The following is a 24,353-nucleotide window of genomic DNA, read 5'->3' on the forward strand; positions in this document are numbered from 1 at the left end:
CACCCCCCGCTTATCGCTTCAACTCGTCCTGCCACAGCGGGGATGACGCCAGCTGCTGGCATACCGCGTCGATAAATACCCGGGTCTTGGCGGGAACCAGCGTGCCGGGCGGCATCAGGGCATAAACGCTAACCCGCGCCGCGCTGCGCCAGTCGGGCAGCACGCGGACCAGTTCCCCGCACTGCACCGCCTGATTAACCATCCATCCCGGCAGCAGTGCGATCCCGGTTGCGCGAATGACCGCCGTCAGCAGCGCTTCACTGATATTGGTGGTGAGGGGGCCATCTGGCGTCACCTGGATATGCTCCCGACCATTCTCGAGGATCCAGTAGGGCCAGTCCGGATGGTGGGTAAAGCCGAGGCACCGATGGGCTGCCAGTTGCTCAGGATGAGTCGGTTCACCGTAGCGTTGCAGATAGGCCGGCGAAGCAATCAACTGGCTGCGAAATGCCCCCAGCTCGCGCCCGGTTAAGGTACTGTCCCGCAGGTTTCCCAGGCGGATCACCGCATCAAACCCCTCCGCGACAATATCGACTCGTCGATCGAGAAAATGGGCATCAAGGCGAATATCCGGATACGCCTGCAGGAAATCAGGAAACATCGGGGCAATCAGCTCCCGGCCAAAGGTCACCGGCAGTGAGACCCGCAACGTTCCCTGTGGGGTGGCAGCGAAGTCGCCTACTTCCCGGCTGGCGGCGCTGAGCTCATCCAGCGCCGTGCGGGCGCGCTGCAAAAACCAGGTCCCGGCTTCAGTCAGCGTTACGCTACGGGTGGTACGCACCAGCAACCGGACACCCAGTTTTTTCTCAAGGTGGCTGACCCGGCGGGAAATCACCGACGCATCCCGCTCCAGCCTGAGGCTGGCCCCGATAAAACTCCCTGCCTCAGCCACACAGACAAACGCCATCAGCTCATCAAAATCATCGAACATGATTCCTGCACCCTGCACATTAATCATTTGCAAATAAGGCTGATTATCAGCGATCTGTTGGTCTATTAACATAGCGGCTCTTCAACCTACAGTGAGAGCAGCCTATGAAAACGTTTTTGAGTATTGGGTCCGGTCCTGGGATGGGAATGGCGACGGCCTCACGATTTGCCGGTGAGGGATTCCGGGTAATACTGTCTTCTCGCAATAAAAGCAATGTGGCGGCGCAGGCCGACCAGTTGAGAGCGGCTGGATTTGCCGCGGAAGGCCGCGTGGCGGACGCCAGCGATATCATCAGTATCGCGGAACTCATTCGTGAGGTAGAGGAGGAAACCGGCGGCGTGGATGTGCTGCATTTCAATGCCGCGGCCATGCATGACGGTAATCTGGAGACCCAGTCGGTGGCAGGCTTCATTCAGGATCTCACCACTAATATTGGCGCGGTATATGCTGCCATCAAAGCGGTCTCTCCGCGGATGGCCGCGCGTGGAGAAGGTGCGATCCTGCTGACTGGCGGGATGTTTGCCACACAGCCCCACCCGGAGTATCTGACGCTGAGCGTCGGCAAAGCCGGGCTGCTTAATCTGACGCATGGCCTTTTCCCGGTATTGAAAGCGCAAAATATTCATCTTTCCATCGTGACGGTGGGGGCCTACGTCACGCCGGGTTCCGCCGAAGCCCGGGAGATTGCCGATCTGTTCTGGCAGCAATATCGCCAGCCATCCGCGCAATGGACAGCGGAAGCGTTTTATCCCGCCTCACACCATCAGTAACCCTCCCCGGCCGTCGCCTGGCGTCCGGGAGCCATCGCCCGGACGTGCGGAAGAAACGTCATCCATCGCTTGCTTTCCCTGTCACCTCGGATCAGGATACGACGATATTCATGGAGGCTATGTGATGAAATATTTTATCGGTATGGCGGTGACGTTATTGTTGAGCACGCCGGTGCTGGCGGCGGGCGAGCTTGAGATTAACCAGTCTCCCCTGACGCTGGTGTTGAGCGATCAGAATCAGGCACGGGTCTCTTCCTGTGCCGATTTCATTGCGCTGCGTAAAGCGGGAGAGACCGTCGATGCGCTGCCCGGGCTTTCCGACCCGGATGGCCGTGCGGCGGAAGCGGCGTTATTCTCCTGCTGGCTACAGGCCTACACCATCGATCATACGTTATTCCCCTCTGCTGCGCCGAAACCAACCCTGGCTGAGGTGGTTCAGCACTTTCCTGCCAGTGCGGCGTTTATCGTCAGCGATGACGAAAAGCAGGACGTCGCCAAAAACTATGTGGGGAAAACCATCGCCGACTATACCCCGGACCTGAAAGCCAGGGACGATCGTCTGGAATCAGCAGCCAGCGCCAGCGGTTATGTGCTGGATGAGTATTATGCGTTTACCGATAAGCAAGGGCATCAGCTCAACATTGTCGCTCTGGTGGGCTACGCCATCGGCGGCACGGCAAGCGTGAAAAGCTACTATCGCATCGATGACACGCACGCCCGCGTCTGGAGCATCACCCTGCTCGATGAGAACAGCCCGCTATAAGCGAGGGTTCCCTCTGCGGCGCTACCGCAGAGGATGTTCCGTTTACCTGGTAAGCCACTGACGCCAGCCGCCCCAGGCAGTGATTTCCGTGGCCTCCCCCAGCCCGGCGGCTTCGCAAATAAAGCCCGTCACCCATCGGCCGTCGGCCAGCTCAACCTGTCCCAGCCCCAGCGGCGCGGGAATAGCGGCCAGCAGCGACCCCACCTCGGCGCTGGGTATCTCCCAGACTTCCACCGCTATCGCCGCGCCGTCGCGCTCGTCACGCACCATCGCCGGGCGCTTGCCATCCGCGAGCGCGTACAAACGATAGCGTGGCGCGCTGTGGGTCGCCTGCAGCAACCGACCGCCCCGCGCCAGCAATTGACCGTTTAAGGGCAGACCGGCCAGATGCGCACCGCATACCGCCAGTGCCATCCGGTCATGGCCTGCGGAATGCGCAGGCGGCGGGCTCTCCAGCCGCGCGCCGCCTGCCAGCGGCAGCCGCTCCGCGCGCTGGAAGGCGTCGGCCAGGCTCAGCAAATACTGATCGGTAAACGCCCGGCCAAACAGCGTGACGCCGGAGGGCAATCCGTCAGGCATAAACCCGCACGGCACACTCACCGCCGCATAGTCCAGCAGGTTCATAAAGTTGGTGTAGTAGCCCAGATCGGCGTTGCGGGCGATCGGCTCCGCCGCCAGCTCGTCGAGCGTCACCGGGCGCGGAAAGGTTGGCGTCAGCACGCAGTCCAGCGTATCAAGGATGGCATCGCACTGCGCTTTATACCCCTGCAGCTGATACATCGCCTTAAAGGTCGCCGTCGCGTCGATAGCAGGCGCTTTCGCCAGCACGTCGCGAATCACCGGCAGCACGGCATCCGGCTGCTGCTCAATCAGCGGCCCGGCCACCGCATAGCGTTCAGCAACCCACGGTCCGTCATACAGCAGGCGGGCGGCGGCCAGAAATGGCGCGAAATCGATCGCTACCGGCACGCCGCCGAGCGCCGTCAGCCGCTGCACGGCCTGGGCGAACAGCGCTTCGCTGGCGCGGCAACCGAGGAAGTTCAGCGTCTGCGGAACGCCAAAGCGAAACCCGGCGGACGGCCTGCCAAAGGCCTGCCGGCTGTTCCACTGGGGATTGCGGCGGCTGTAGCTATCCTGCGGATCGGTCCGGGCAACCAGCGCCAGCAGTTGGCTGGCCTCGTCGGCGGTAGCGCTGAAAAAGGTCACACAGTCCAGCGTGCGACAGGCAGGGACGACCCCGGCGGTGGAGATCACCCCTTTCGTCGCTTTCAGCCCCACCAGGTTATTCAGCCCGGCCGGAACGCGACCGCTGCCGGCGGTGTCGGTCCCCAGCGCGAAGCTGGCGACACCCAGGGCTACCGCCAGCGCGGAGCCGGCGCTGGAGCCACCGGAGGGGTAAGCCGGGTGGTACGCGTTGCGGCAACGTCCGTACGGCGAACGGGTTCCGTTCAGGCCGGTGGCAAACTGGTCGAGATTGGTTTTGCCCACCGGCACGGCTCCCAGCGCAATCAGCTGCGCGACAATGGTCGCGCTTTGCGTCGGCCGGTATGCAAACGCCGGGCAGGCAGCGGTCGTGACGATCTCCGCAAGGTCAATATTGTCTTTGATCGCGAACGGCACGCCGTACAGCGGAAGCGTCTCTGGCGAATGGCCTTCCAGCGCCGCGAGAAACGGCGCCTGCTCCGCTTCGCTCAGGAGATGGATAAACAGATTAAATTCGGGATTCAGCGTTTCCGCCCGCTGGCGGATCGCCGCCAACAGCGCCCGCGGGGTGGTGTTGCCGTTACGATAGTTCGCCGCCAGGGTCGCCAGGCGTAAATCAAACGTCTGCTGCATCATGCCTTCTCCTCAATAATCACTGCCACCCGTTGCCCGGCACGCACCGCGCTGCCTGGCTGCACATTGACCTGCTGAACCCTGCCATCGCACGGCGCCAGCAGCGGGATCTCCATTTTCATCGACTCAAGCACCACCAGCACATCACCGGCGCGCACCAGACGACCGGCCTCGGTCTGTACCTGCCACAAATTACCGGATACCGGGCTTTCCACCCCCTGCTCGCCCGGTTGCAGCGGCGCATCGCCCGCTTCTTCTGCGGCGCTCTCCTGACTGTCGAAATGGGCCTGGCCGCTGGCGATCCAGCGATCGCGTTCGGCGTTAAAAGCCCGCTGCTGATGGTCGCGAAACGCGTCAATGCTCTGCGCCTCGCGAGCGAGAAATTGCTGGTATTCCGCCAGCCGCAGCGTGCTGTGTTCGATGCGCAGCGGATAGCGACCGAGCGGGAAATCGCGGCGAATCTCCAGCAGTTCATCGGCCGAAACCGGATAGAAACGCAGCTGATCGAAAAAGCGCAGCAGCCACGGCTTGCCGGCAAAATCGGCCACCTCGTGATAGCGATTCCACATCTGCAGAGTGCGGCCGACAAACTGATAGCCGCCCGGGCCTTCCATGCCGTAGACGCACAGATACGCCCCGCCGATGCCCACCGAGTTTTCCGCCGTCCAGGTTCGCGCCGGGTTGTACTTGGTGGTGACCAGCCGATGGCGCGGATCAAGGGGCGTGGCCACCGGCGCGCCGAGATAGACATCGCCGAGGCCCATCACCAGATAGCTGGCGTCAAACACCGTGTTCCATACGGCCTGCTCATCCGGCAGATCGTTTATCCGGCGAATAAACTCGAGGTTGCTTGGGCACCACGGGGCGTCCGGGCGGACGGTGGTCATATATTTGTCGATCGCCTTGCGGCAGGCCGGATCGTCCCAGGAGAGCGGGAGATGCACGACCCGCGTTGGAACCTGCAGATCATCGCTCATGCAGACCGTGGCCCACTCCCCGCTGACCCACGCCAGCAGGGTCTCCAGCGCCAGCGTTTCCGGCTGGAAATGCAGCTGCAGCGAGCGGATCCCCGGCGTGATATCGATGATCCCCTCCCGGGCTTGCCCCTCAAGGGCCTGCATCAGGGCATGGATACGAAAGCGCAGCACCAGATCCAGCTCCGCCTCACCGGCCTCCAGCAGCAGATGGGTATCGCCGGAGAGGCGCGCCACCAGGCGTTTGTCGGCGTCACCGCAGGTCATCACCACCGGCGAGGTGAGCGGCGCAGGCTGCCAGGCAACGTCCTGCGCCTGCAGGGTCGCCAGCTCCGCGCGACGACCTGCCGCCAGCCGCCGGGCGGTGGGGACGTCCACCGCCACAAAGCGCACTTTATCCCCCGCCTTAAGCTGGCCCAGTAGCCAGAGATCGGCTTCGATAACCGTGACCGGACAGACGAAGCCTCCGAGGCTTGGGCCGTCCGGCCCGAGGATCACCGGCATATCGCCGGTAAAATCCACGGCCCCCACGGCGTAGGGGTTGTCATGAATATTCGACGGATGCAGCCCGGCTTCGCCGCCGCTGTCCCGGGCCCAGACCGGCTTGGGCCCGATCAGGCGCACGCCGGTGCGGCTGGAGTTAAAATGCACTTCCCAGTCGGTGGCAAAAAAGGTCGCCATATACGCCGGGGCAAAGAACTCCGGCGCGCCGTGGGGACCATAAATCACCCGCAGCGTACGGACGTCCGTCAGCGCGGTGCGCAGCCCTGCGGGAAGCGCCGCGCCTTCCCCTGTCTCAACCAAAGGCGCAAGATGCAGCACGTCGCCAGCGCGTAGAGCCCGTCCGCCGTGGCCGCCAAACTGGCCGAGGGTAAAGGTGCTTTTACTGCCCAAATAATCCGGTACCTGAATACCGCCGCGCAGGCAGAGATAGCTTCTGACGCCTGGTCCGTTTATTGCCCCCAGCCTGAGGGTCGCCCCCGCCGGAATAGTGAATACGCAGTTCATGTCCTGCCCGGCGCCATCGAGCGTGACGGTGAGCGGCGCGCCGCAGATCACCGCCTGTACGGCGGTATTAAATTTCAGGGTGGGTCCGCTAAGGGTGATCTCCAGCGCGGCGTCGCCCTCGGCATTGCCCAGCAGACGGTTGCCCAGGCGCAGCGCCCGGTCATCCATCGGGCCCGAAGGCGGGACGCCCACCGCCCAGTACCCCAGACGTCCCGGATAGTCCTGGACGCTGGTCTGGGTGCCAGCGCTCAGAACCTCCACGGTATCGGCCCGGTAGCGCAACTGCTCCAGGCAGCGGGTCCAGGGTTCTCCGGCGGTAAACGGCGCAAAGCCGAGGATCTGCTGCAGGTATAAGCGGTTGGTTTCGACGCCATACAGGCGGGTCTCCGCCAGGGCCTGCGCCAGGCCGGCGATTGCCTCATCGCGGCTGGGGCGCCAGACGATAGCTTTCGCCAGCAGCGGGTCGAAAAACGGCGGCACCTCACACCCGGCCTCCACCCAGCGGTCGATGCGCAGCGTGGCGCCGTCCGCCGGCGGAAACCAGACGTCGGTTAACAGTCCAGGCGAAGGCTGAAACTGGCGGCCAGGATCTTCGGCGTAAATTCGCGCCTGAATGGCATGGCCCCGGGGCTGTAGCCCGGCGCCCAGCTCGCTCAGCGGCGGTAAATCCCCTGCGGCCAGGGCGATCATCCAGCGTACCAGATCCACGCCCCACACCTGCTCCGTCACGCCGTGCTCCACCTGCAGGCGGGTATTGACCTCAAGGAAATAGAAGCGCTGCGCCGCACTGTCGTAGACAAACTCCACCGTGCCGGCGCTACGGTAGTTCACCGCTTTCCCGAGAGCAATGGCCGCGCTACACAGCGCCTGCGCCATCCCATCCGGCAAATTCGGCGCCGGGGTCTCTTCAATCACTTTCTGGTTACGCCGCTGCAGCGAGCAGTCGCGCACGCCGAGGGCGATAACCTCCCCCTCACCGTCGCCGAAGATCTGCACCTCCAGGTGACGGGCGCGTTCGATATATTTTTCGAGAAACACCCCGGCATCGCTGAAGTTGTTTTGCCCCAGCCGCTGCACCGTGGCAAACGCCTCGCTCAGTTCGCGGGCGTCGCGGCAGACGCGCATGCCAATCCCCCCGCCGCCCGCCGTGCTCTTGAGCATCACCGGGTAGCCCACCGCCTCAGCCGCCTGGCAGGCTTCCTCGCTGTCGGCCAGCAGTTCACTGCCCTCCAGCAGCGGCACGCCCTCCGCCTTCGCCAGCGCGCGAGCGGTATGTTTCAGGCCGAAGGTACGCAGCTGTTGCGGGGTCGGGCCAACAAACGCCAGTCCCGCCGCCTCACAGGCTTCGGCGAAGGCGGCGTTTTCCGACAGAAAGCCGTAGCCGGGATGGATGGCGCGGGCGCCGCTCTGCAGCGCGGCGGCAATGATCTTCTCTACCACCAGATAAGTTTGCGCTGCCGGGCCCTCGCCAAGGCTGAGTGCTTCATCCGCTTCGCGGACGTGCAGACTGCTCAGGTCGGCTTCGGCGTAAACGACAACCCCCTTCACCTGCATGGCGCGCAGGGTACGTAAAATGCGGCAGGCTATCGCCCCGCGGTTGGCAATCAGTAAGGTATCAAACATAAGCGGAACTCACAGCGTAGCGGGTCGTCCCGCAACAATTCGTCTTTCCCTGAGGTCGTCCCCGGGGGAACCGGCGCTTAAACGTGGCGCGTCGGCGTGTGATTCAGGCGGTCGGCGCGAACGGCGAACAGCCGAAAGGCCAGCAAACGCCAGCGCTGCCAGCGGGTCAGTTCCATACCAGCACCTCGGCGGGGGTCGGGTTCCAGCCATTGCAGGGATTGTTGAGCTGCGGACAGTTGGAGATCAGCACCATGGCGTTACACTCCGCGCGCAGTTCAACGTATTTTCCTGCCGCCGAGATGCCGTCCGCAAAGGTCAGACCGCCCTCCGGCGTCACCGGCACGTTCATAAAGAAGTTAATGTTGGCGCCGATATCGCGCTTATGCAGGCGGCCATCGTGCAGACAGGCGCAGAGAAAATTGTCCCGGCAGCTGTGCATATAGCGCTTGTCGAGGGCGTAGCGCACGGTGTTGCTCTCCTGGGCGCAAGCGCCGCCGAGGGTATCGTGCCGCCCGCAGGTATCGGCCACGATGGTCATCAGCGGATGGCCGAGGTTGGAATAGAGCACGCTGCCGGCGGTCAGGTAAGCGTTCCCCTGGCGACGCAGCGTGCGCTGCGCATCGTAGCGCTCGCGCGGGTTGTCGGCGTTGTAAAACAGGGTATCAATCGCCTGATTGCCTTCGAGATCAAGCAGGCGCAGGGTTTGCCCTTTTTTAACCTCAAACAGCCAGGGTTCCCCGGCCGGGATCACATGGCGATAGACGGCCTCTTCCGGGCGTCGGTTACTGGTGATAACGGTCATGAACGCCTCCTTACAGGGCAAAAAGTTGGGTATTACGGAACGCGCGCTGATTCTCATCGCGGGTCAGGAGCGCCTGGATGGCCGCGTCCTCATCGTCGGCCTGATACCAGCTCAGCTGTACCGGACGGGGGGCATATTCTGTGGCCGGATCCTGGGGATGCGGCAGCGCGGTGAGCACCAGCAGGACGTCCATCGGGGCAAACAGCTCAACGTAATCCCCGGCGCGACTGTTGCCGGCAACAAACTGGAAACGGCCCTCGTCATCGACGGTGACTTTGCTGAAGAAGTTGACCACCATCAGCAGATCTTCCAGGCCGAGATCCCATTTGCCCATCTCCACCAGCAGGTTATCGACGCCGTTGCGGTAGAAGCCATTACGTAATTCCTGGTAGCGTCCGGCGCCATATTTGTCGTGTGTCTCTTCGGCGTTAAGGACCCCGCCGAACGGGTCGTGCCAGCCGCAGCTGTCGGCGACGATCCCGGCCAGCACCCGGCCCATGTCGGAGTAGAAACAGTGTCCGGCGGTCAGGCGCGCAGTATGCTGGCCCTTGAGGGTATCCGGCAGGTTCAGACGCTCACTTTTCTCATGGGGGTTGAGCATCATCATGCTGACGTTCGCCCCGCCGTCGATATCAGTCAGGCGCAGGATCTGCCCTTTGCGCAAAATCAGCGAGGTATGCGCCCCGCCGGGAAGCCGCTCTTCGCGCAGGCTGGGAGTGGCGTGAAAAAGTACGGTCATCAATTTATCTCCTTAATGCGTAAACGTTGGTGTCGCTACCGGTGGCCAGCTGCGCCATCCGCGCCTCATTGAGCGGAATGTCGTAGGTAATGCGCGCTCCCCAGGCGTTAGGCGCCTGCGGATCAATGCGCACTTTGTCGAACACCAGCAGCCGGGTGCCCAGGTTGAAGCCTTCGGCCAGATCGTGGGTGACCATAAACACCGTCATGCGCGTTTCGCTCCACAGCTGGAGCAGCAGCGCATGCATATCTTTGCGAATGCCGGGATCCAGCGCGCCGAAGGGCTCATCGAGCAGCAGCACCCGCGGCTGCATCACGAACGCCTGGGCGATGGCCAGCCGCTGTTGCATCCCCCCGGACAACTGCGCCGGATATTTATCCAGAGCGTGCCCCAGCCCCACTTTCTCCAGCATGTGCTGGGCCTGTTGCCGGGCCTCGCGTTTTCTGCCGCCAAACAGGCGCCCCAGCAGCGGGGACGCCGGCAGCTCCAGGCCGATGGCGACGTTATCCAGCACGTTGAGATGCGGAAACACCGAATAGCGCTGGAAGACCACGCCGCGGCTGCGATCCGGCTCCGCCGCCAGCGGCTGGCCATCTAGCAGGATGTCGCCACGGGTCGGTTTTTCCTGACCGAGCAGCAGGCGTAAAAAGGTCGATTTACCACAACCGGACGCGCCGACCATCGAGCAAAACTCGCCCTCTTTCACCTGCAGATTGATGCGCTCCAGCACCACGTGATCGCCGTACTCCTGCCAGATGTTTTTGATGTCGATAAAACTCATCCCCGGCCTCCTTCCGCCCACGGGAAACAGGCTTTGTGCAGCTGGCGCAGCGCCAGATCCATCAGCCATGCCAGCAAGGTGATCCAGATGACATAGGGAATAATCACGTCCATCGCCATATAGCGCCGCACCAGGAAAATGCGGTACCCCAGTCCGGCGGTAGCGGAGATGGCCTCGGCGGAGATCAAGAACAGCCATGCTGAGCCCAGCAGCAGGCGCAGAGAGGTGATCAGCCGCGACAGCAGCTGGGGAAGCACCACCCGCAGCACCAGGGTCCAGCTATTGGCGCCGAGGGTCTGCGCCTTAATAAACAGCTCCGCTGGGATCTCCTTCGCCCGCTGCTCCAGGTCGCGCGCCAGCATTGGCGTAATGCCGATGACGATCAGCATCACTTTCGACAGCTCATCGAGGCCGAAGACGATAAACAGCACCGGCAGGATCGCCAGCGGCGGGATCATTGACACCACCGTCAACAGCGGCGACAGCGCCGCGCGGTACATCGGGAAGACGCCGGCGGCGATGCCGATACCGAGGCCGATCAGCGACGAGACGGCCAGGCCCGTCAACAGACGGCTCAGGCTGATCAGCGTATCGACCCACAGCAGATACTCACCGCTGCGTTTGTCCGGGGTGAACGCCATTCGGTCAATGGCTGCCACCATCTGCGACAGGCCTGGCAGCAACTTGTCCTGCGGATTGGCTTCCAGCCGCACCGCCGATCCAATAAACCAGGCGGCGATCAGCACGACAAAAGGCAGCAGCATCAGCGTCAGGCGCATCCCCTTTTGGGGATGACGGTTAATGTGGCGCATGGCGTGGTCTCCCGGCGATAATCATTACAGCTGGCCCGCGGCGGCCAGCTTCAGGTAGCTGTCGTCAAAGCGCAGTTTGCGGTTGGCGGCATCGCCGAGGGTGACATTTCCCGGGAAGGTCATGCCGATAAAGTCCGCGCTCTGCGCCCCTTCACCCAGCAGGCCTTTATCGAACGAGAACTGCGCCACTCGCTGCATCGTTTTCGCCAGATCCGGCGAGGAGATAAACGCCAGGGTGTCGGCAGGGGTCCAAAACAGATGGGTTGTTTTCAGCTGAGCCTGGTAGCCGGCAAGATCGGTGCCGGAGTCGGCGGCCATGGCGCTCAACGCCTGGCTATCCCCGGCCTTCATTTTGGCCATCATTTCAAACCAGGCGCCGGTCAGGGCTTTGCCCAGCGCGGGGTTATCTTTCAGGGTCTGGGTATTCACCACCATCATGTCGATAAGCTCGCCGGGCACCTGCGAGGAGCTAAACACTTCGCTGGTTTGCGGGGTCTTTTTGATAACCGACAGCTGTGGATTCCAGGCCACCGCCGCCCGCACGCCGCTGGTGCCGAAGGCCGAGACGATATCGGCATCGGAGGTATTCACCACCTTGACGTCTTTTTCCTGCAGCCCGGCTTTTTCCAGGCCGCGCACCAGCAGATAGTGGGATACCGACAGCTCCGGGAGATACACCGACATCCCTTTCAGGTCGCTGAGCTTTTTATCCGCCCCTTTCAGGACCACCCCGTCGTTACCGTCGGAGTAGCTGCCGGTGATCAGCGCTGTGCTGTCGACACCGCCCGCCGCCGGGATCGTCAACGCGTCCATGTTGGTCATCGTGCAGCCGTCAAACTGCCCGGCGGTGTACTGGTTGATGGATTCGATGTAATCGTTGAGCTGGACGATATTGATCTTGATGCCGTATTTGCTGGCCCATTTATCAATGATCTTTTCGTTACTGATGGTTCCCCAGGGCATCCAGCCGGCGTAGATAGTCCAGCAGACGTTGAACTCTTTTTTGACGGCGGCAAACGACGGAACGCTGGTCAGCAGCGTCAGCGATAGGACAAGTGAGCGGAGGAGCGGCGATGTTTTCATGGTGGACCTCTGGTTAGCACGAGAAACGGAGCAGCGCGACACCCAACGGTGCTGCTGTCTCCCGGGCTTTTATCCCGCCGTGTAACCTCGCCGAGGTCGCCAGCTCTCGGACCAGACGTTCACCGCGGTGAACCGGAACCCTAGCCAGCTATTGTGTGATCTGAATTGTCTGTTGCGCTGCTTTCTGCCGATGTTCTTGCAAGCGCCATGCCAGGAGCCAGAGGCCGCTCACAGCCGCGTTTCGCCGCCAGCGGACGCATCGATTCCCAAAAATGGGGAGTGATGTTGGGGCATTGCATGGCTTTGGTGCAGGAAAACGCAGAGCGCATGCGCCGACATTCTGTGGATTTGCCACGAACGTTTCCCACGCACTGCGATGACCCATTTGCACCGCCTCAGTGCCGCTCCTTCACCATGTCGCATCCCGTCAGTTACCACCTGATTACATTAACCTGCTGAATATAAATGATTATTTTATATGGCACGTTTAATGCTGTGCGCTTGTATACCGCGATGTGGACAAGATCGTATGCCGTATGGCCACAACACGTCGTCACTCTGCGGTCGCCACCTTCCCCTTTCCGTGAGGCATCCAGGGTGGATGCGTTTCACGGAAGCCTGCTTACTGAAAACGGAGAACAACATGACGACACTCAGCGAACCGTTGGTTACCCCGAAATATGGCAAATGGCGCCAGCTGGTGCTGGGCTTGATCTGTATGGCCGCCATTTCCAGTCCGCAATATGTCTGGACGCTGCTGACAAAACCTCTGGCCGCCAAGCTTGGCGTGGGTTTGCCAGAATTGCAGGTCACCTTCTCGCTGCTGATCATCCTGCAGACCTTCTTTTCCCCTTTTCAGGGGCGGTTAGTGGAAAAGTTTGGCCCACGGCGGCTGATCGCTATTGGCACGGTGATGGCGGGAATGAGCTGGGTGCTTTCCGCGCAGGTGAATGGCCTGGCAACGCTCTGGCTGGTTTATGGCTGCATGGGCGGCCTCGGGACCGGGATCGTCTACATCGGCGTTGTCGGCCTGATGGTCAAATGGTTCCCACAGCAGCGGGGATTTGCCGCCGGCGCGGTGGCGGCGGGCTACGGGATGGGGGCCATCATAACCACCTTCCCCATCTCCCTGTCGCTGACCACTAACGGCTTTGAACACACGATGACGACTTTCGGGATCCTTTTCGCCCTCGTCGGCTTCCTCGCCAGTCAGGGGCTGAAGCTGCCGCCGCCCGCTGTCTCCCAGCCCGTCAGTCAGACGGTGGCGCAGAGCAGCAGATCGTTTACTTCCCGGGAAATGTTGCGCCAGCCGCTGTTCTGGCTGATGTTCGCCATGATGGCGATGATGTCGACTTCTGGGCTGATGGTCACTTCGCAGATGGCGGTGTTCGCCGAGGATTTCGGCATTAGCCAGGCGGTGGTGTTTGGCATGGCGGCGCTGCCGCTGGCGTTAACGATAGACCGCTTTACTAACGGCTTAACCCGGCCGCTGTTTGGCTTTATTTCCGACCGCTTCGGCCGCGAGCAAACCATGTTTATCGCCTTTGCGCTGGAAGGCGTGGCGATGATGCTCTGGCTGGCGTGCCGGGAAGATCCGCTGCTGTTTGTCCTGCTCTCCGGGGTGGTGTTCTTTGGCTGGGGGGAGATCTTCTCTCTCTTCCCGTCGACACTCACCGATACGTTCGGCAGCGAGCATGCCGCCACCAACTATGGCTGGCTGTATATTTCTCAGGGCATCGGGTCAATCTTCGGCGGCCCGCTGGCGGCACTGCTCTATCAGTACACCCACGGCTGGCATGTGGTCTTCAGCTGCGCTATTGGTCTTGATTTTGTCACCGCCGCCCTCGCGCTGTGGGTGCTAAAACCGTGGCGCGCGCGCTTTATCCGCCAGCACAGCTAACTGCAGCGCTGACAGAAGTGACGGCTCGCCCGTCACTTCACGGATATTCGCTGCGCAGCAGCGCGTACAGATACTCATCGCCCCACTCGCCTTTAAAAAAGATATTCTGCCGGTAATGCGCCTCGCGACGAAAGCCCAGCCCTTCAAGGAGTTTGATCGCGCCGGAATTGCGGGTATCAACCACCGCCATCAGCCGGTGATGGGCTAACTGTTCAAAGAGTAAGGCCATCACCGCCCGCATGGCTTCCCGGGCATACCCCTGATGCTGATACACCGGGGAAAAGGTCATCCCCAGCTCGGCCTGTCTGCCCTGATCGAAAAAGTGGATCCCCACATCTCCCGCCAGCGCACCGTTGGCCTGGATCTCTACGGCAAGCTGGAACCAGCTCTCATCCTCAGCAAAGGCCAGCGAACGCTGTTGTTCATAGAAGGCTGTCGCCTCTGTCATGCCGTAGTGGGTCCAGCTCTGAAAGCGGGCCACCTCCGGCAGATTGCGATAATGGCTGAAAGACGGCAGATCTTCCGTTCTGAACCGGCGCAGCAGCAGCCGGGGCGTGGTCAGGGGTAACATCATCTCTTCTCTTCTTCTTAATGAGACAGGCAATCGCGGGGCCATCTTAACCTGCGCAGCCTGACGCTGCCAGGCTCATGGCGGAGCCTCATCCCAGCGATAGATTTTAGTGGTGGCCAGCGCCAGCATGGCGAAATCTTCCGGCGTATCGCCGTAGGCGAAGATCTCCTCGTAATCGGCCAGGGGGTAGCTCGCCAGGATACGCGCCTTTTTCGCCAGGCCGCTGCAGTCTCCGCCTTGATACTTTCCAGTCGCTGCCCCGTTTTGAAATTCAACTTCGCTGCACAGCAGTTCGAGATGGTGCTGCTGGCACCATGGACGAAGATAGACATCCAGCGAGGCTGAGACCACCACCACGGTGTCTCCTCGCGCCTGATGCCAGGCTATACGCTGCATCGCGTTCTCCCGCAGCGTGCGGGGAATAAACACCTGGCTATGATCGTTGCCACGTTGCAGGATCTCAGGCTGCGATTTTCCAGCAAAAGCATAATGAAAGACTTTTTGCCGGATAGCAGAGGCTGAGAGCCAGCCCATTTTCCAGGCGAGAATATGCGGTAACAGACGCAGCTTGCCCCGACGAACGGCTTTCGCATCGAGGGACTGATAAATGAAAGGGGTAAAAGTATCTTCGTGGGTTATCGTGCCATCGAAGTCAAAAAAGGCAATGTTCTTCTTCATCCTTGTAACCTTATTCAAAAACACCGACGCCGCATAAACCGCGGCTGATTTACTTTTTGCCCGTCTGGCGGCAAGATCCGGCATAATGCACCGCTGTCGCAGGACGGCCGTGTCACCGGCAGTCGTGACAGCGAACCATTCGACAGGAAAACGCATGAAGCCAAAACAAGCGGACATTCTCCGCCACGCCAGCGCGCTGTTTAATCGCGAAGGATATCAGTCGCCCAGCATCGAGCGGATTGCTGAACATGCCGGCATCTCCAAAATGACCTTCTACCGCTATTACGCCGATAAAGAGGCGCTCATTCTGGCTATCCTCAAGCAGAAAGAGAGCGAATTTATGCAGGATTTGGCGCAGATCACGGCGGATAAAGCCACCGCGCGGGAAAAGCTGTTTGCCGTGTTCGACTACTACCATCGCTGGTTTACCTGCGACACGTTCCACGGCTGCATGTTTACCCGCGCGCTGTTTGAATATGGCGCGTCATCGCCGGCGATCCGGGAGCAGTGCTCCCGATTCAAGTCGCTTCTCTGGCAGTTCTTCCGCGATATCCTCCTGCAGGTGTTAAAACCGGAACCTGCCGAGCGGGTCGCCATGATGATGGTGATGCTCATCGATGGCGCTATCGCCGCTCAGCAGGCCGAGTCCGTCGAATGCCGGGAGATCCCACCGGGGATCACCGCCTGGAGCGCAGCCAAAGCGCTTATTTACTCAGAAGGCGGAACGCTGTGAGATAATGCGCTGCCGTCCAGCGACTGCAGGGCCGCCAGCAGGCAATCATAGTAATCGTTGCAGGTTTGCAGGCGCAGCGCGGCGCCAAAGTAGACCTCCTCCATCGCCGCCGGATGTTTTTTGCCAATCGGCACAATCACATTGTTCAGCCAGCCGTCCGCATGACCGATATCGACGGTGATATGTTCGGCATAGTAATGCACGTCGCGATCGGAAAGCCCAATCCGCCGGCAGCCCGCCACCAGCTTTTCATACTGCGGTGGGTCGAGCAGCTCGGTCATCGCCATGACCCCCAGCGATTTGTAATAATGCTGACGGTTTACGCCGCCCAGCATAAAGGCGTTATACCCGGCCAGACCCTGCCACTCGTACAAATGGGCAAAATGATTGTCCGGCAACGCGATATTCCGCCGCTTCAGTAAATCCTTATACAGATTGACGTGGGTGATCTCAGTGCTGCCCTGACCTATCTCATCCCACAGATTTTGCGCAATCTCGGCGCGGGTTTCCGGCAGCGAACCGACCAGCCCCATCGCCACAAGATCGAAGAACAGCAGATTCAGCGCGCTGTCGCTTTTGAAGAAATAGTCGATCTGCGCCGCGGAGGCCTCGCTGGCAAGGAAATCGAACAGCGGATGATGAGACGCCGGGTGCTGCTGGCATAAGGCGCGCAGTTCGTCGACGATATTGCCGGCGTTAAGCACCGGTCTCTGGCGGTGGAAACGTTTGCTTTCCGCCCGCAGCCACTCAGACTCAATGTAGTTTCTGATCCCGGAGAGTAGCGGATGAAACTGATTGGCTGCCGCTGGCGAGAGCGGGTCGGCAAGCCAGGACTGATAGAGGATGAACAGCGCATGGTGAGCCCGCTTTTTGGCCTGTGGATCATCAGCGGAGAAGGCGCGGATGCAGGTATTCTCAGTCAGATGCCAGGCTCTGTCGGCCACCAGCGGGTTGGCCGTCAGCTTCAGCGACAGCGCGTTGCTGTGCAGAAGCTGGTCAATTAACTCATCCAGTGTCAGCCTGGCCATCACCGCGGTCTGGTCACTACCAATGACCCCATTTTCTGTGTTACGCATGGATTTGTCCCTGTTAAATGCATGGCAAATATACGGTATAGTACCGTTCGCAACGCGGCAACGAAAATTTAGGAATAACAAATATCATATTGTAAAATAAATACTTTTAATAAATAACAGAAAAGACCACTATAAAAATATTGATATTATAAAATTATTAAAGTTACCATCTGGTACAGTGATAAGCGACGCAAGGAATCAGCATGCCCTATCTGTTACTGACGCTGGCCGCCCTGTTCTGGGGGGGAAATTACGTGGTCGGTCACGTGCTGGTTCAGGGCGTGGATCCGATCCTGATGACCGAAGCGCGATGGGCGTTGACGGCGCTGCTGCTGGGCCTGCTCTACCGCCGGCAGATCGCCGCCAGCCGCCACCTGCTGCGGGAAAATGCGCCGGCGGTGCTGGTGCTAACGCTCTGTGGCCAGGTCAGCTTCCCGCTCACGCTCTATATTGGCCTGCAAACCACCTCCGCCCTCAACGCCGCCATCTATATGTCCGCCACGCCAAGCATGGTGCTGCTGATTAACCGGCTGATTTTCCGTGACCCGGTATCGGCCCGCAACTGGCTGGGGGTCATCTTCAGCACCCTTGGCGTGATGATCCTGTTATTCCAGGGGAACCCACTGCATGCCACCTCGCTGCATACCTTTTCCGTCGGCGATCTGTGGGCCATGGGGTCGGCGCTGAGCTGGGCGCTCTACTGCTCGCTATTATGTCTGAAGGACCGCCGGATCCCGGCGAATGGCTTTGTCGCCGTCAGCTCGCTGCTCGGCGCCCTGATCCTGCTGCCCATCGTCATCTTCTGGCTGATGCGCCACCCGGCGCAGGACTGGGCCGCCTGGCGCGAGCCGTTTTTCCTCAGCGGCCTGGCGTATCTGGTGATTTTCCCGTCGTGGCTGGCCTATCTGTTCTGGAACAAAGGTATCGCCGCGATTGGCGCCACCCGGGGAGAAATTTACACCCATATCATCCCGCTCTCCGGCGGGGTGTTGAGCATCCTCTTCCTGCATACCCAGCCGCATGCCTGGCATCTGTTCAGCGCCCTGTTTATCATGGTGGGGATTGGGATCTGCTCGCTGGAGAAACGCCAGGCGGCGGCAATTCGTCTGCGCGGCTAACCTACGCTGCCGGGCGCCTGACGACGCCCGGCAGCAGAAGTTAACGGCTGGTGGAGAGCGGCTGGCGATGTCCCGCTCCTGCGGGCTGGATCACCCGTCCCTCGCGACCAAAGAAGGTCAGGACGGTAATGACAATCGCCACCGTACCGGCCACCAGGGCCATCGCCAGACCGTAGTTATGCCCATGATGCTGGGCGATTGACGCCTGGAGAGTGGCATTCACCGAAGCCAGCAGATTACCCAGCTGATAGACGAAGCCAGGCAGCACCGCCCGGGTGTTGGCCGGGACCAGTTCATTGAGCCAGGTGGGGATCACTCCCCAGGCCCCCTGCACCATAAACTGCATCAGAAACGCCCCCGCCCCCAGCGCCAGCGAGCCGCTGGCGAAAGCCCACAGTGGAATGACCGGCAGCGCCAGCAGGGCGGCGATCATAATCGCTTTGCGTCGGCCAATCTTCTCCGACAGCGAACCGAAGAACACTCCACCCATAATCGAGGCGATGTTGTAGCAGACCGCGATGATGCTGACCGTTTTAGGCTCGAAGCCGTGCTGGACTTTCAAAAAGACCGGGTAGAGATCCTGCGTCCCGTGGGAGAAAAAGTTGAAGGCCGCCATCAGCACCACCAGGTACAGGCACAGCTTCCAGTGACTACGCAGTACCGGCAGCAGCGCCGTGCTCGCTTTACTTTGCCGGGCCGCCAGCCAAACCGGGGACTCCTCGACGCAGAAATAGATAAACGGCAGCAGCAGCACCGGCGCGGCGCCAATCACAAACATCCCGCGCCAGCCGAGTTGTTCAAACAGCAGGCCGTAGGCGACGGCCGCCAGCAAATAGCCGAAGGGATATCCCGCCTGGAACAGGCCGGACATCAGGCCACGCGAGCGGTCGGGGATCGTCTCCATCGCCAGCGACGAGGCCACGCCCCAGATCCCGCCCATCGCCACGCCATACAGCACCCGCAGCAGAAAAAACAGCAGCAACGACGGCGCGGCGGCGGAGAGCAGCTCAAAGGCGGAGAAGAAGACGATATTCAGCATCAGAATGGGTTTGCGGCCATACTTTTCCGCTGCCCTGCCGAAAATCAGCGCGCCTATCGGCCGCACGGCCAGGGTAAGCAGAATCGCCAGAGTGACCTCTTCAAGGTCGACGTGAAACGAGTGGGCGATATCGCTCAGTAAAAAGACCAACAGAAAGAAATCGAAAGCATCGAGCGTCCAGCTTAAAAAACTGGCAATCGCCGCGTTGCGCTGTCGTGAAGTCCAGCCATGCATCTTGTCATCCCTATCCCGACGGGGTTGCCGGGAGCTTGCGCGGCGTCCGGCAGAGCAAGCTGGTGTCACCGCTTATGTAAATTGTTTGTATAGAAAGTTGCTCTTTTGTTAATTACACCCTTTTTCCGGCCGTCGGCAAGTTTATTAGCCTGCTAATTTGTTTCAAATTGCGTGTAACGGCCCACCGGATCGGCAATTTTCGACCAGAATTAAGGAGAGGCTGGCGACAGTGAACCGCTGTCCATGCCGCATCCGCCCACAGGAAGGGAGAGAATCATGAAGAGAGTTGCCATCGTCGGCGTGGGGCCGACGGGGATTTACACGTTCTATGAACTGGTGAAGCGTGGCGAGCCGCTGGCGATCACCCTGTTTGAAAAAGAGGCGCAGGCCGGGGTGGGTATGCCCTACAGTGACGATAATACGGCGGCGCAAATGCTGGCTAACATCGCCAGCATTGAGATCCCCCCTATCGACCTGACCTATCTGCAATGGCTGCAGCAGCACAGCGACGCCTGGCTGGCGGCGCGCGGCCTCGAGCGGCACACGCTGCATGAGCGCCAGTTCCTGCCGCGAGTGATCCTCGGCGAGTACTATCGCGACCGTTTTCTGTATCTCACTGAGCGGGCCCGGGACGCCGGCTTCATCGTTAGCGTTTGTGAATCCTGTGAAGTGACGGATATTGCCGTCCAGCCCGCCGGGATCGCCATCCACACTGATAGCGCGGCAGAACCGGTTATCGTCGACCTGGTGGCGATTGCCACCGGCCATCTGTGGCCTGAGGAAGAGCGCGCCAGTCGACAGTATTTCCCCAGTCCGTGGACCGGACTGATGGACGCCCGGATCGCGCCCTGCCGGGTCGGGATCCTCGGGACCTCTTTAAGCGCCATTGATGCCGCCATCGCCGTGGTGGCCCAGCATGGTGTTTTCCATACTGAGAACGACAAAACGACCCATTTTACCCTCCATCCTGGCAGCGAGGCGCTGGAGATCACCCTGCTGTCGCGCAATGGGGTGCTCCCGGAAGCCGATTTTTACTGTCCGATCCCATGGGAGCCGCTGGAGATCGCCACCCCTGCCGCCCTTGAGGCTGCCGTCGCGCAGGGCAGTGACGGGCTACTGGATCGGGTATTCGAGCTGGTCGTGCAGGAGCTGGAATATGCCGCCCCGGCCTGGTGCGAGGCGACGGGGCTGCGCCAGCTAACGCCTGACAGCATCGCCGAGGCCTGGTTTGCCGACCGTCTCACCCATGACCCGTTCCAGTGGGCGCAACGCAATCTGCAGGAGGTGGAGCGCAATAAGCGCGAACACCACACGGTGCCCTGGCGCTATGCCATTCTCCGCCTGCACGAGGCGATTGAAAGCGTGGTGCCGGAACTCAACGACGAGGACAGCCGCCGCTTCCGGCGCGGGCTCGCCCGGGTGTTTATCGATAACTATGCCGCCATCCCGCCGGAATCCATTCGCCGGCTGCTGGCCCTGCACCAGGCCGGTATTCTGCGTATTGTGGCGCTCGGCGAGGATTATGACCTGCAGCGCGAGTCTCACCGAACGCTGATTGTCCATCATCAGCAGCGCTGTGAATTCGATGTGTTTATCGATGCCCGCGGGCAACAAGCATTGAAAACCCGGGACCTGCCCTTCCCATCGCTGCGCCAGCAGCTGCTGGCCTGCGGCGACGACATTCCGGACGTCGGCGATGACTACACGCTGCAGGCGCCCGAGACGCTGCGCGGCCGGGTCGCTTTCGGCGCCCTTCCCTGGCTGATGCACGATCGTCCCTTTGTGCAGGGGCTGACGGCCAGCGCCGAAATTGGCAGCGCGATGGCCCGTGCCGTGTCGCAGCAGGCAACGGGCCGCCGGCGCCGCCTGTGGTTTATCGAATAGCGGGCTGCTTAAACGCAATATCCGAATAAAGAAGGGCAAACAGGCGTGCTATAAACAGTGACTGTTCGCCCCCATGCAAGACCCTGTCTAACTTTTACGAGGTACTCATGAGCCATCTTTTTAGCGCGACGCGTATTGGTCAGCTGGCGCTGGATAACCGCATCGTTATTGCCCCCATGTGTCAGTACTCCGCCGACGAGGGTAAAGCCACCTCCTGGCACCGGATCCATCTTGGTCAGCTGGCTTTCTCCGGCGCTGGCCTGTTAATTCTGGAAGCCACGGCGGTAGAACCAGCGGGACGTATCTCGCCGGGGGATCTGGGTTTGTGGGATGATGAAACCGAAAACGCGCTGCGCGCGGTGGTAGAGGATATTCGGGCCTGGTCGCCGATCCGCCTGGGGATCCAGCTGGGGCACGCCGGACGCAAAGCCTCCTGCGCGGCCCCGTGGCAGGGTGGTCATCAGCTGGCCCTTAATGAGGGTGGCTGGCAAACCGTTGCCCCCTCCGCCGTGGCGTTTCACGATGGCGACCGCGCCCCCGCTGAGCTGAGCCATGCCGATATGGCGCGCATCAAAGCGGCGTTTGTCGCCAGCGCGTTGCGCGCCCAGCGTCTGGGCTTTGAGCTAATTGAACTGCACGCCGCCCACGGCTATCTGCTGCACCAGTTTCTCTCGCCGCTCAGCAATCAGCGCCGTGATGAGTACGGCGGTTCTCTGGAAAACCGTCTGCGCTATCCGCTGGAAGTGTTTAACGCGATCCGCGAGGCGGTGGGCAACACCATGGCGGTGGGCGTCAGGCTGTCGGCTACCGACTGGGTCGAAGGCGGCTGGGACTGCGAGCAGTCCATTCAGTTTAGCCAGCAACTGGAAGCGCTGGGCAGCGACTATATTCACGTCTCCAGCGGCGGATTGTCGCCGCAGCAGTCGATCACCGTCGGACCGGGTTATCAGTTGCCATTCGCCCACGACATTCGCCAGCAGGTTGCCATCCCGGTGATTGGCGTGGGGCTGATCACCGATCCGCAGCAGGCGGAAGCGGCGCTGGAGGATGGCGATGCCGACCTGATCGCCCTCGCCCGCGCGGTACTCTACGATCCGCACTGGCCGTGGCACGCTGCGGCCAGCCTCGGCGCCCAGGTTCGCGTCCCTTCGCAGTACCTGCGCTCCGAGCCACACGGCCTGAAAGGCACCCTGCTGCCAAACCGTTGAACCCGCAGCGCGCATAAAAAAGGGGGTATCGTAAGATACCCCTGAGCAGGATGTTATTGCTGTCCACGTGCCGGGCGGCGGCGGCGCCTTGCCCGGCCTACAAAAGGATGATACCCGGTCATTGCGCAGCCAACCCGCTCCCTGCGTAGGCCCGCGCAAGCGCAGCGCCGCCGGGCAATCTATCAGGCTCCGCTCCCTATATTTCCTGGCGCGGGTCAGGCAAACAGCGCAGGTTACTGCTGGGCGGGCGGTGGCGTGGTGTTCTGTTTGTCCGCCGCGATACTGTCCTGGATGGCCTTGGTTTTGCTCGCCGCCTCCGCCGAGAGCTGATTGGCGTCGCCGATGGCATTGTCTTTGATTTGACCCGCCTCTTTGACTATGCGGTCACTTTCCTGCTTTGCGTTCTGCTTCACGGCATCGGCCTGGGCTTTCGCCTGCTGGGCGATGGCATCCGCTTTCTTGTCCGCCTCCGCCTTGATGGCGCTGGCCTGATCCTTCAGGCGGTCGGCCTCGGCGTCAGCCTGGCTTTTCAGCGTATCGATTTGCTTATCCGCATCCTGTTTAATCGCCTGCGCTTTGTCCGCCGCGGCATCCTTCATCTGCTCCGCATTATCTTTGGCCTTATCCAGTTTGTTATCCACTTTCGACGCATCGTCGCAGCCAAACAGGGTCAGACACAGAGCGGAAGCAAGTAGTGTTTTATTCCAGAGTTTCATCAGCATTCCCTTACAGGTTAAGTCGTTATCCAGCTTTGTGATTCATTGCTTAATAGCATTCACATTTTATATATAATCGCTCAGTCGGCAGAGTCAAGCCGACACCGATCGATCCAGGGTCGCTACCAGCCCCTGCAGCCAGTCGGCAAAGACCCGCACCTTATGCGACAGATGCCGGTGCGGATAGAGTAGCGACAACGGTCGACGCGGCGCCGGAAAGTCCGGCAAAATTTCCACCAGTTGCCCGCTGTCGATATAAGGTTGCAAAAAGAAACGCATCCCCTGCAGCATCCCCAGCCCCGCCAGCCCGGCGGCAGTAAAGACTTCAGAGTTGTCCAGCACCAGTTTACCGGGGATGGCGATCTGCCTGATGCCCTCCGGGGTCTGGAATCGCCAGGGCATAATCTGCCGGCTGCTGCTGTTCACCCAGTTCACCGCCAGATGCGACTGCAGGTCCTCCAGCGTCGCGGGCGCCCCATAGCGCGCCAGATAGCCCGGACTGGCGCAGGTGGTTAACGCCACCTCCCCCAGCGAACGCGCCACATAGTCGCCATCCTCAAGATCCCCCACCCGCAGCAGGCAATCCAGACCATCGCGCAGCATATCCCGGCGTACGTCGGAGCTGCTGAGGACAATCTCCACCTCCGGATGGGCCTGATAAAAATCCGGCAGATGCGGGATCACCAGCAGCCGGGCAAAGGCGATCGGCATATCAACGCGCAGCTGACCGCGGATCGGCCGGTCCGGCGCGAACGACTCCAGCAGATCGTCGGCCTGGGAGAGCAACGGTTTGCTGCGACGATAAAACTCTTCCCCCTCCGGCGTAAGATACAGACGCCGGGTGGTGCGCTGCAGCAGCCGGACCCCGCTCTCCTGCTCCAGCTGCTGCAGCGCTTTGGTCACCGCCGGTCGGTGGATCTGCAAATTTTCAGCCGCCTGGGCAAAGCTGCCGGCATCGACGATTTCAATAAAAATTTTAATATTTTCAAACAGATTCATTTGCATGATGGCCCGCCTCACACCTCTTCATCAGTTCACATTATTACTAATTTAATAATAGTGATGAAAGTTTTT

21 protein-coding genes and 1 riboswitch are annotated in these 24,353 nt (G+C 60.8%); of the genes, 7 read left to right on the forward strand and 14 right to left on the reverse strand.

Annotated elements, in window-relative coordinates:
• Positions 1-10: 10 nt before the first annotated feature.
• A complete protein-coding gene (locus tag SPE70_RS13205) occupies positions 11-931 on the reverse strand; it encodes a LysR family transcriptional regulator (protein ID WP_063105572.1) in 921 nt (306 codons plus the stop codon).
• 104 nt (positions 932-1,035) lie between these two features.
• Here SPE70_RS13205 and SPE70_RS13210 point away from each other — a divergent pair, with 104 nt between their 5' ends.
• Both SPE70_RS13210 and SPE70_RS13215 read left to right on the forward strand, forming a co-directional pair.
• Complete coding sequence (locus SPE70_RS13210) at positions 1,036-1,701, forward strand: SDR family NAD(P)-dependent oxidoreductase (protein WP_063105571.1); 666 nt, start codon at positions 1,036-1,038, stop codon at positions 1,699-1,701.
• A 124-nt stretch (positions 1,702-1,825) separates the two neighbouring features.
• Entirely contained in the window at positions 1,826-2,464 is a 639-nt protein-coding gene (locus tag SPE70_RS13215; RefSeq protein ID WP_032740621.1) for a hypothetical protein, read from the forward strand.
• Positions 2,465-2,506: 42 nt separating this feature from the next.
• Here the strand turns inward: SPE70_RS13215 and atzF are convergent, their stop codons facing one another.
• The 7 genes from atzF to SPE70_RS13250 form a co-directional block, all read right to left on the reverse strand.
• On the reverse strand, positions 2,507-4,303 hold the full coding sequence (atzF, locus tag SPE70_RS13220) for an allophanate hydrolase (protein ID WP_047666580.1): 1,797 nt from the start codon (positions 4,301-4,303) through the stop codon (positions 2,507-2,509).
• Positions 4,300-7,905, reverse strand: a complete 3,606-nt coding sequence (gene uca / locus SPE70_RS13225) for an urea carboxylase (protein ID WP_064170241.1) — start codon at positions 7,903-7,905, stop codon at positions 4,300-4,302. Before uca ends, atzF begins: the two co-directional genes overlap by 4 nt.
• A gap of 166 nt (positions 7,906-8,071) precedes the next feature.
• On the reverse strand, positions 8,072-8,707 hold the full coding sequence (locus tag SPE70_RS13230) for an urea amidolyase associated protein UAAP2 (protein WP_008804848.1): 636 nt from the start codon (positions 8,705-8,707) through the stop codon (positions 8,072-8,074).
• 10 nt (positions 8,708-8,717) lie between these two features.
• On the reverse strand, positions 8,718-9,446 hold the full coding sequence (locus SPE70_RS13235; protein ID WP_008804847.1) for an urea amidolyase associated protein UAAP1: 729 nt from the start codon (positions 9,444-9,446) through the stop codon (positions 8,718-8,720).
• Positions 9,447-9,450: 4 nt separating this feature from the next.
• Positions 9,451-10,227, reverse strand: coding sequence for an ABC transporter ATP-binding protein (locus SPE70_RS13240; RefSeq protein WP_012541697.1), 777 nt, complete (start codon positions 10,225-10,227; stop codon positions 9,451-9,453).
• Positions 10,224-11,039: an ABC transporter permease gene (locus tag SPE70_RS13245; protein ID WP_064170242.1), complete on the reverse strand. Its 816-nt coding sequence runs from the start codon at positions 11,037-11,039 to the stop codon at positions 10,224-10,226. The genes SPE70_RS13240 and SPE70_RS13245 overlap by 4 nt, the downstream gene beginning before the upstream one ends.
• A 24-nt stretch (positions 11,040-11,063) precedes the next feature.
• Positions 11,064-12,122 (reverse strand): putative urea ABC transporter substrate-binding protein, encoded by a 1,059-nt coding sequence (locus SPE70_RS13250; protein WP_008804844.1) that lies wholly within the window; start codon positions 12,120-12,122, stop codon positions 11,064-11,066.
• Between the two features lie 56 nt (positions 12,123-12,178).
• Positions 12,179-12,277: riboswitch (guanidine-I (ykkC/yxkD leader) on the reverse strand.
• A 446-nt stretch (positions 12,278-12,723) separates the two neighbouring features.
• Between SPE70_RS13250 and oxlT the strand changes: the two genes are divergently transcribed.
• The gene (oxlT, locus tag SPE70_RS13255) at positions 12,724-14,022 is read left to right on the forward strand and encodes an oxalate/formate MFS antiporter (RefSeq protein ID WP_064170243.1); all 1,299 of its coding nucleotides are present in this window, start codon (positions 12,724-12,726) and stop codon (positions 14,020-14,022) included.
• 37 nt (positions 14,023-14,059) lie between these two features.
• On the opposite strand, the gene SPE70_RS13260 is transcribed toward oxlT, so the two are convergent.
• Positions 14,060-14,638, reverse strand: coding sequence for a GNAT family N-acetyltransferase (locus SPE70_RS13260; RefSeq protein ID WP_008804842.1), 579 nt, complete (start codon positions 14,636-14,638; stop codon positions 14,060-14,062).
• 30 nt (positions 14,639-14,668) lie between these two features.
• A complete protein-coding gene (locus tag SPE70_RS13265) occupies positions 14,669-15,271 on the reverse strand; it encodes an HAD-IB family hydrolase (RefSeq protein ID WP_032735635.1) in 603 nt (200 codons plus the stop codon).
• Positions 15,272-15,425: 154 nt separating this feature from the next.
• Between SPE70_RS13265 and SPE70_RS13270 the strand changes: the two genes are divergently transcribed.
• Positions 15,426-16,004: a TetR/AcrR family transcriptional regulator gene (locus SPE70_RS13270; protein WP_012968189.1), complete on the forward strand. Its 579-nt coding sequence runs from the start codon at positions 15,426-15,428 to the stop codon at positions 16,002-16,004.
• Here SPE70_RS13270 and SPE70_RS13275 read toward each other — a convergent pair.
• Positions 15,980-17,080 (reverse strand): iron-containing redox enzyme family protein, encoded by a 1,101-nt coding sequence (locus tag SPE70_RS13275; protein WP_064170244.1) that lies wholly within the window; start codon positions 17,078-17,080, stop codon positions 15,980-15,982. The genes SPE70_RS13270 and SPE70_RS13275 overlap by 25 nt on opposite strands.
• A gap of 203 nt (positions 17,081-17,283) precedes the next feature.
• Here SPE70_RS13275 and SPE70_RS13280 point away from each other — a divergent pair, with 203 nt between their 5' ends.
• Positions 17,284-18,198, forward strand: a complete 915-nt coding sequence (locus SPE70_RS13280) for a DMT family transporter (protein ID WP_064170245.1) — start codon at positions 17,284-17,286, stop codon at positions 18,196-18,198.
• A 40-nt stretch (positions 18,199-18,238) separates the two neighbouring features.
• Here the strand turns inward: SPE70_RS13280 and SPE70_RS13285 are convergent, their stop codons facing one another.
• Positions 18,239-19,471 carry an MFS transporter gene (locus SPE70_RS13285; RefSeq protein WP_012541690.1) on the reverse strand — a complete coding sequence of 411 codons (1,233 nt, stop codon included), beginning with the start codon at positions 19,469-19,471 and terminating at the stop codon, positions 18,239-18,241.
• 276 nt (positions 19,472-19,747) lie between these two features.
• Here SPE70_RS13285 and SPE70_RS13290 point away from each other — a divergent pair, with 276 nt between their 5' ends.
• Complete coding sequence (locus tag SPE70_RS13290; RefSeq protein ID WP_023340169.1) at positions 19,748-21,355, forward strand: FAD-NAD(P)-binding protein; 1,608 nt, start codon at positions 19,748-19,750, stop codon at positions 21,353-21,355.
• 107 nt (positions 21,356-21,462) lie between these two features.
• Positions 21,463-22,563 (forward strand): NADH:flavin oxidoreductase/NADH oxidase, encoded by a 1,101-nt coding sequence (locus SPE70_RS13295; protein ID WP_044613767.1) that lies wholly within the window; start codon positions 21,463-21,465, stop codon positions 22,561-22,563.
• A gap of 233 nt (positions 22,564-22,796) precedes the next feature.
• Here the strand turns inward: SPE70_RS13295 and SPE70_RS13300 are convergent, their stop codons facing one another.
• Positions 22,797-23,285: a hypothetical protein gene (locus tag SPE70_RS13300; protein ID WP_025712450.1), complete on the reverse strand. Its 489-nt coding sequence runs from the start codon at positions 23,283-23,285 to the stop codon at positions 22,797-22,799.
• Between the two features lie 87 nt (positions 23,286-23,372).
• Positions 23,373-24,278 (reverse strand): LysR family transcriptional regulator, encoded by a 906-nt coding sequence (locus SPE70_RS13305; protein WP_162493318.1) that lies wholly within the window; start codon positions 24,276-24,278, stop codon positions 23,373-23,375.
• Positions 24,279-24,353 lie beyond the last annotated feature (75 nt).

The sequence above is a fragment of the Klebsiella sp. ZJOU C1 genome (genome assembly GCF_035620215.1).
In the GTDB taxonomy this organism is placed as follows: Bacteria; Pseudomonadota; Gammaproteobacteria; order Enterobacterales; family Enterobacteriaceae; genus Klebsiella; species Klebsiella variicola.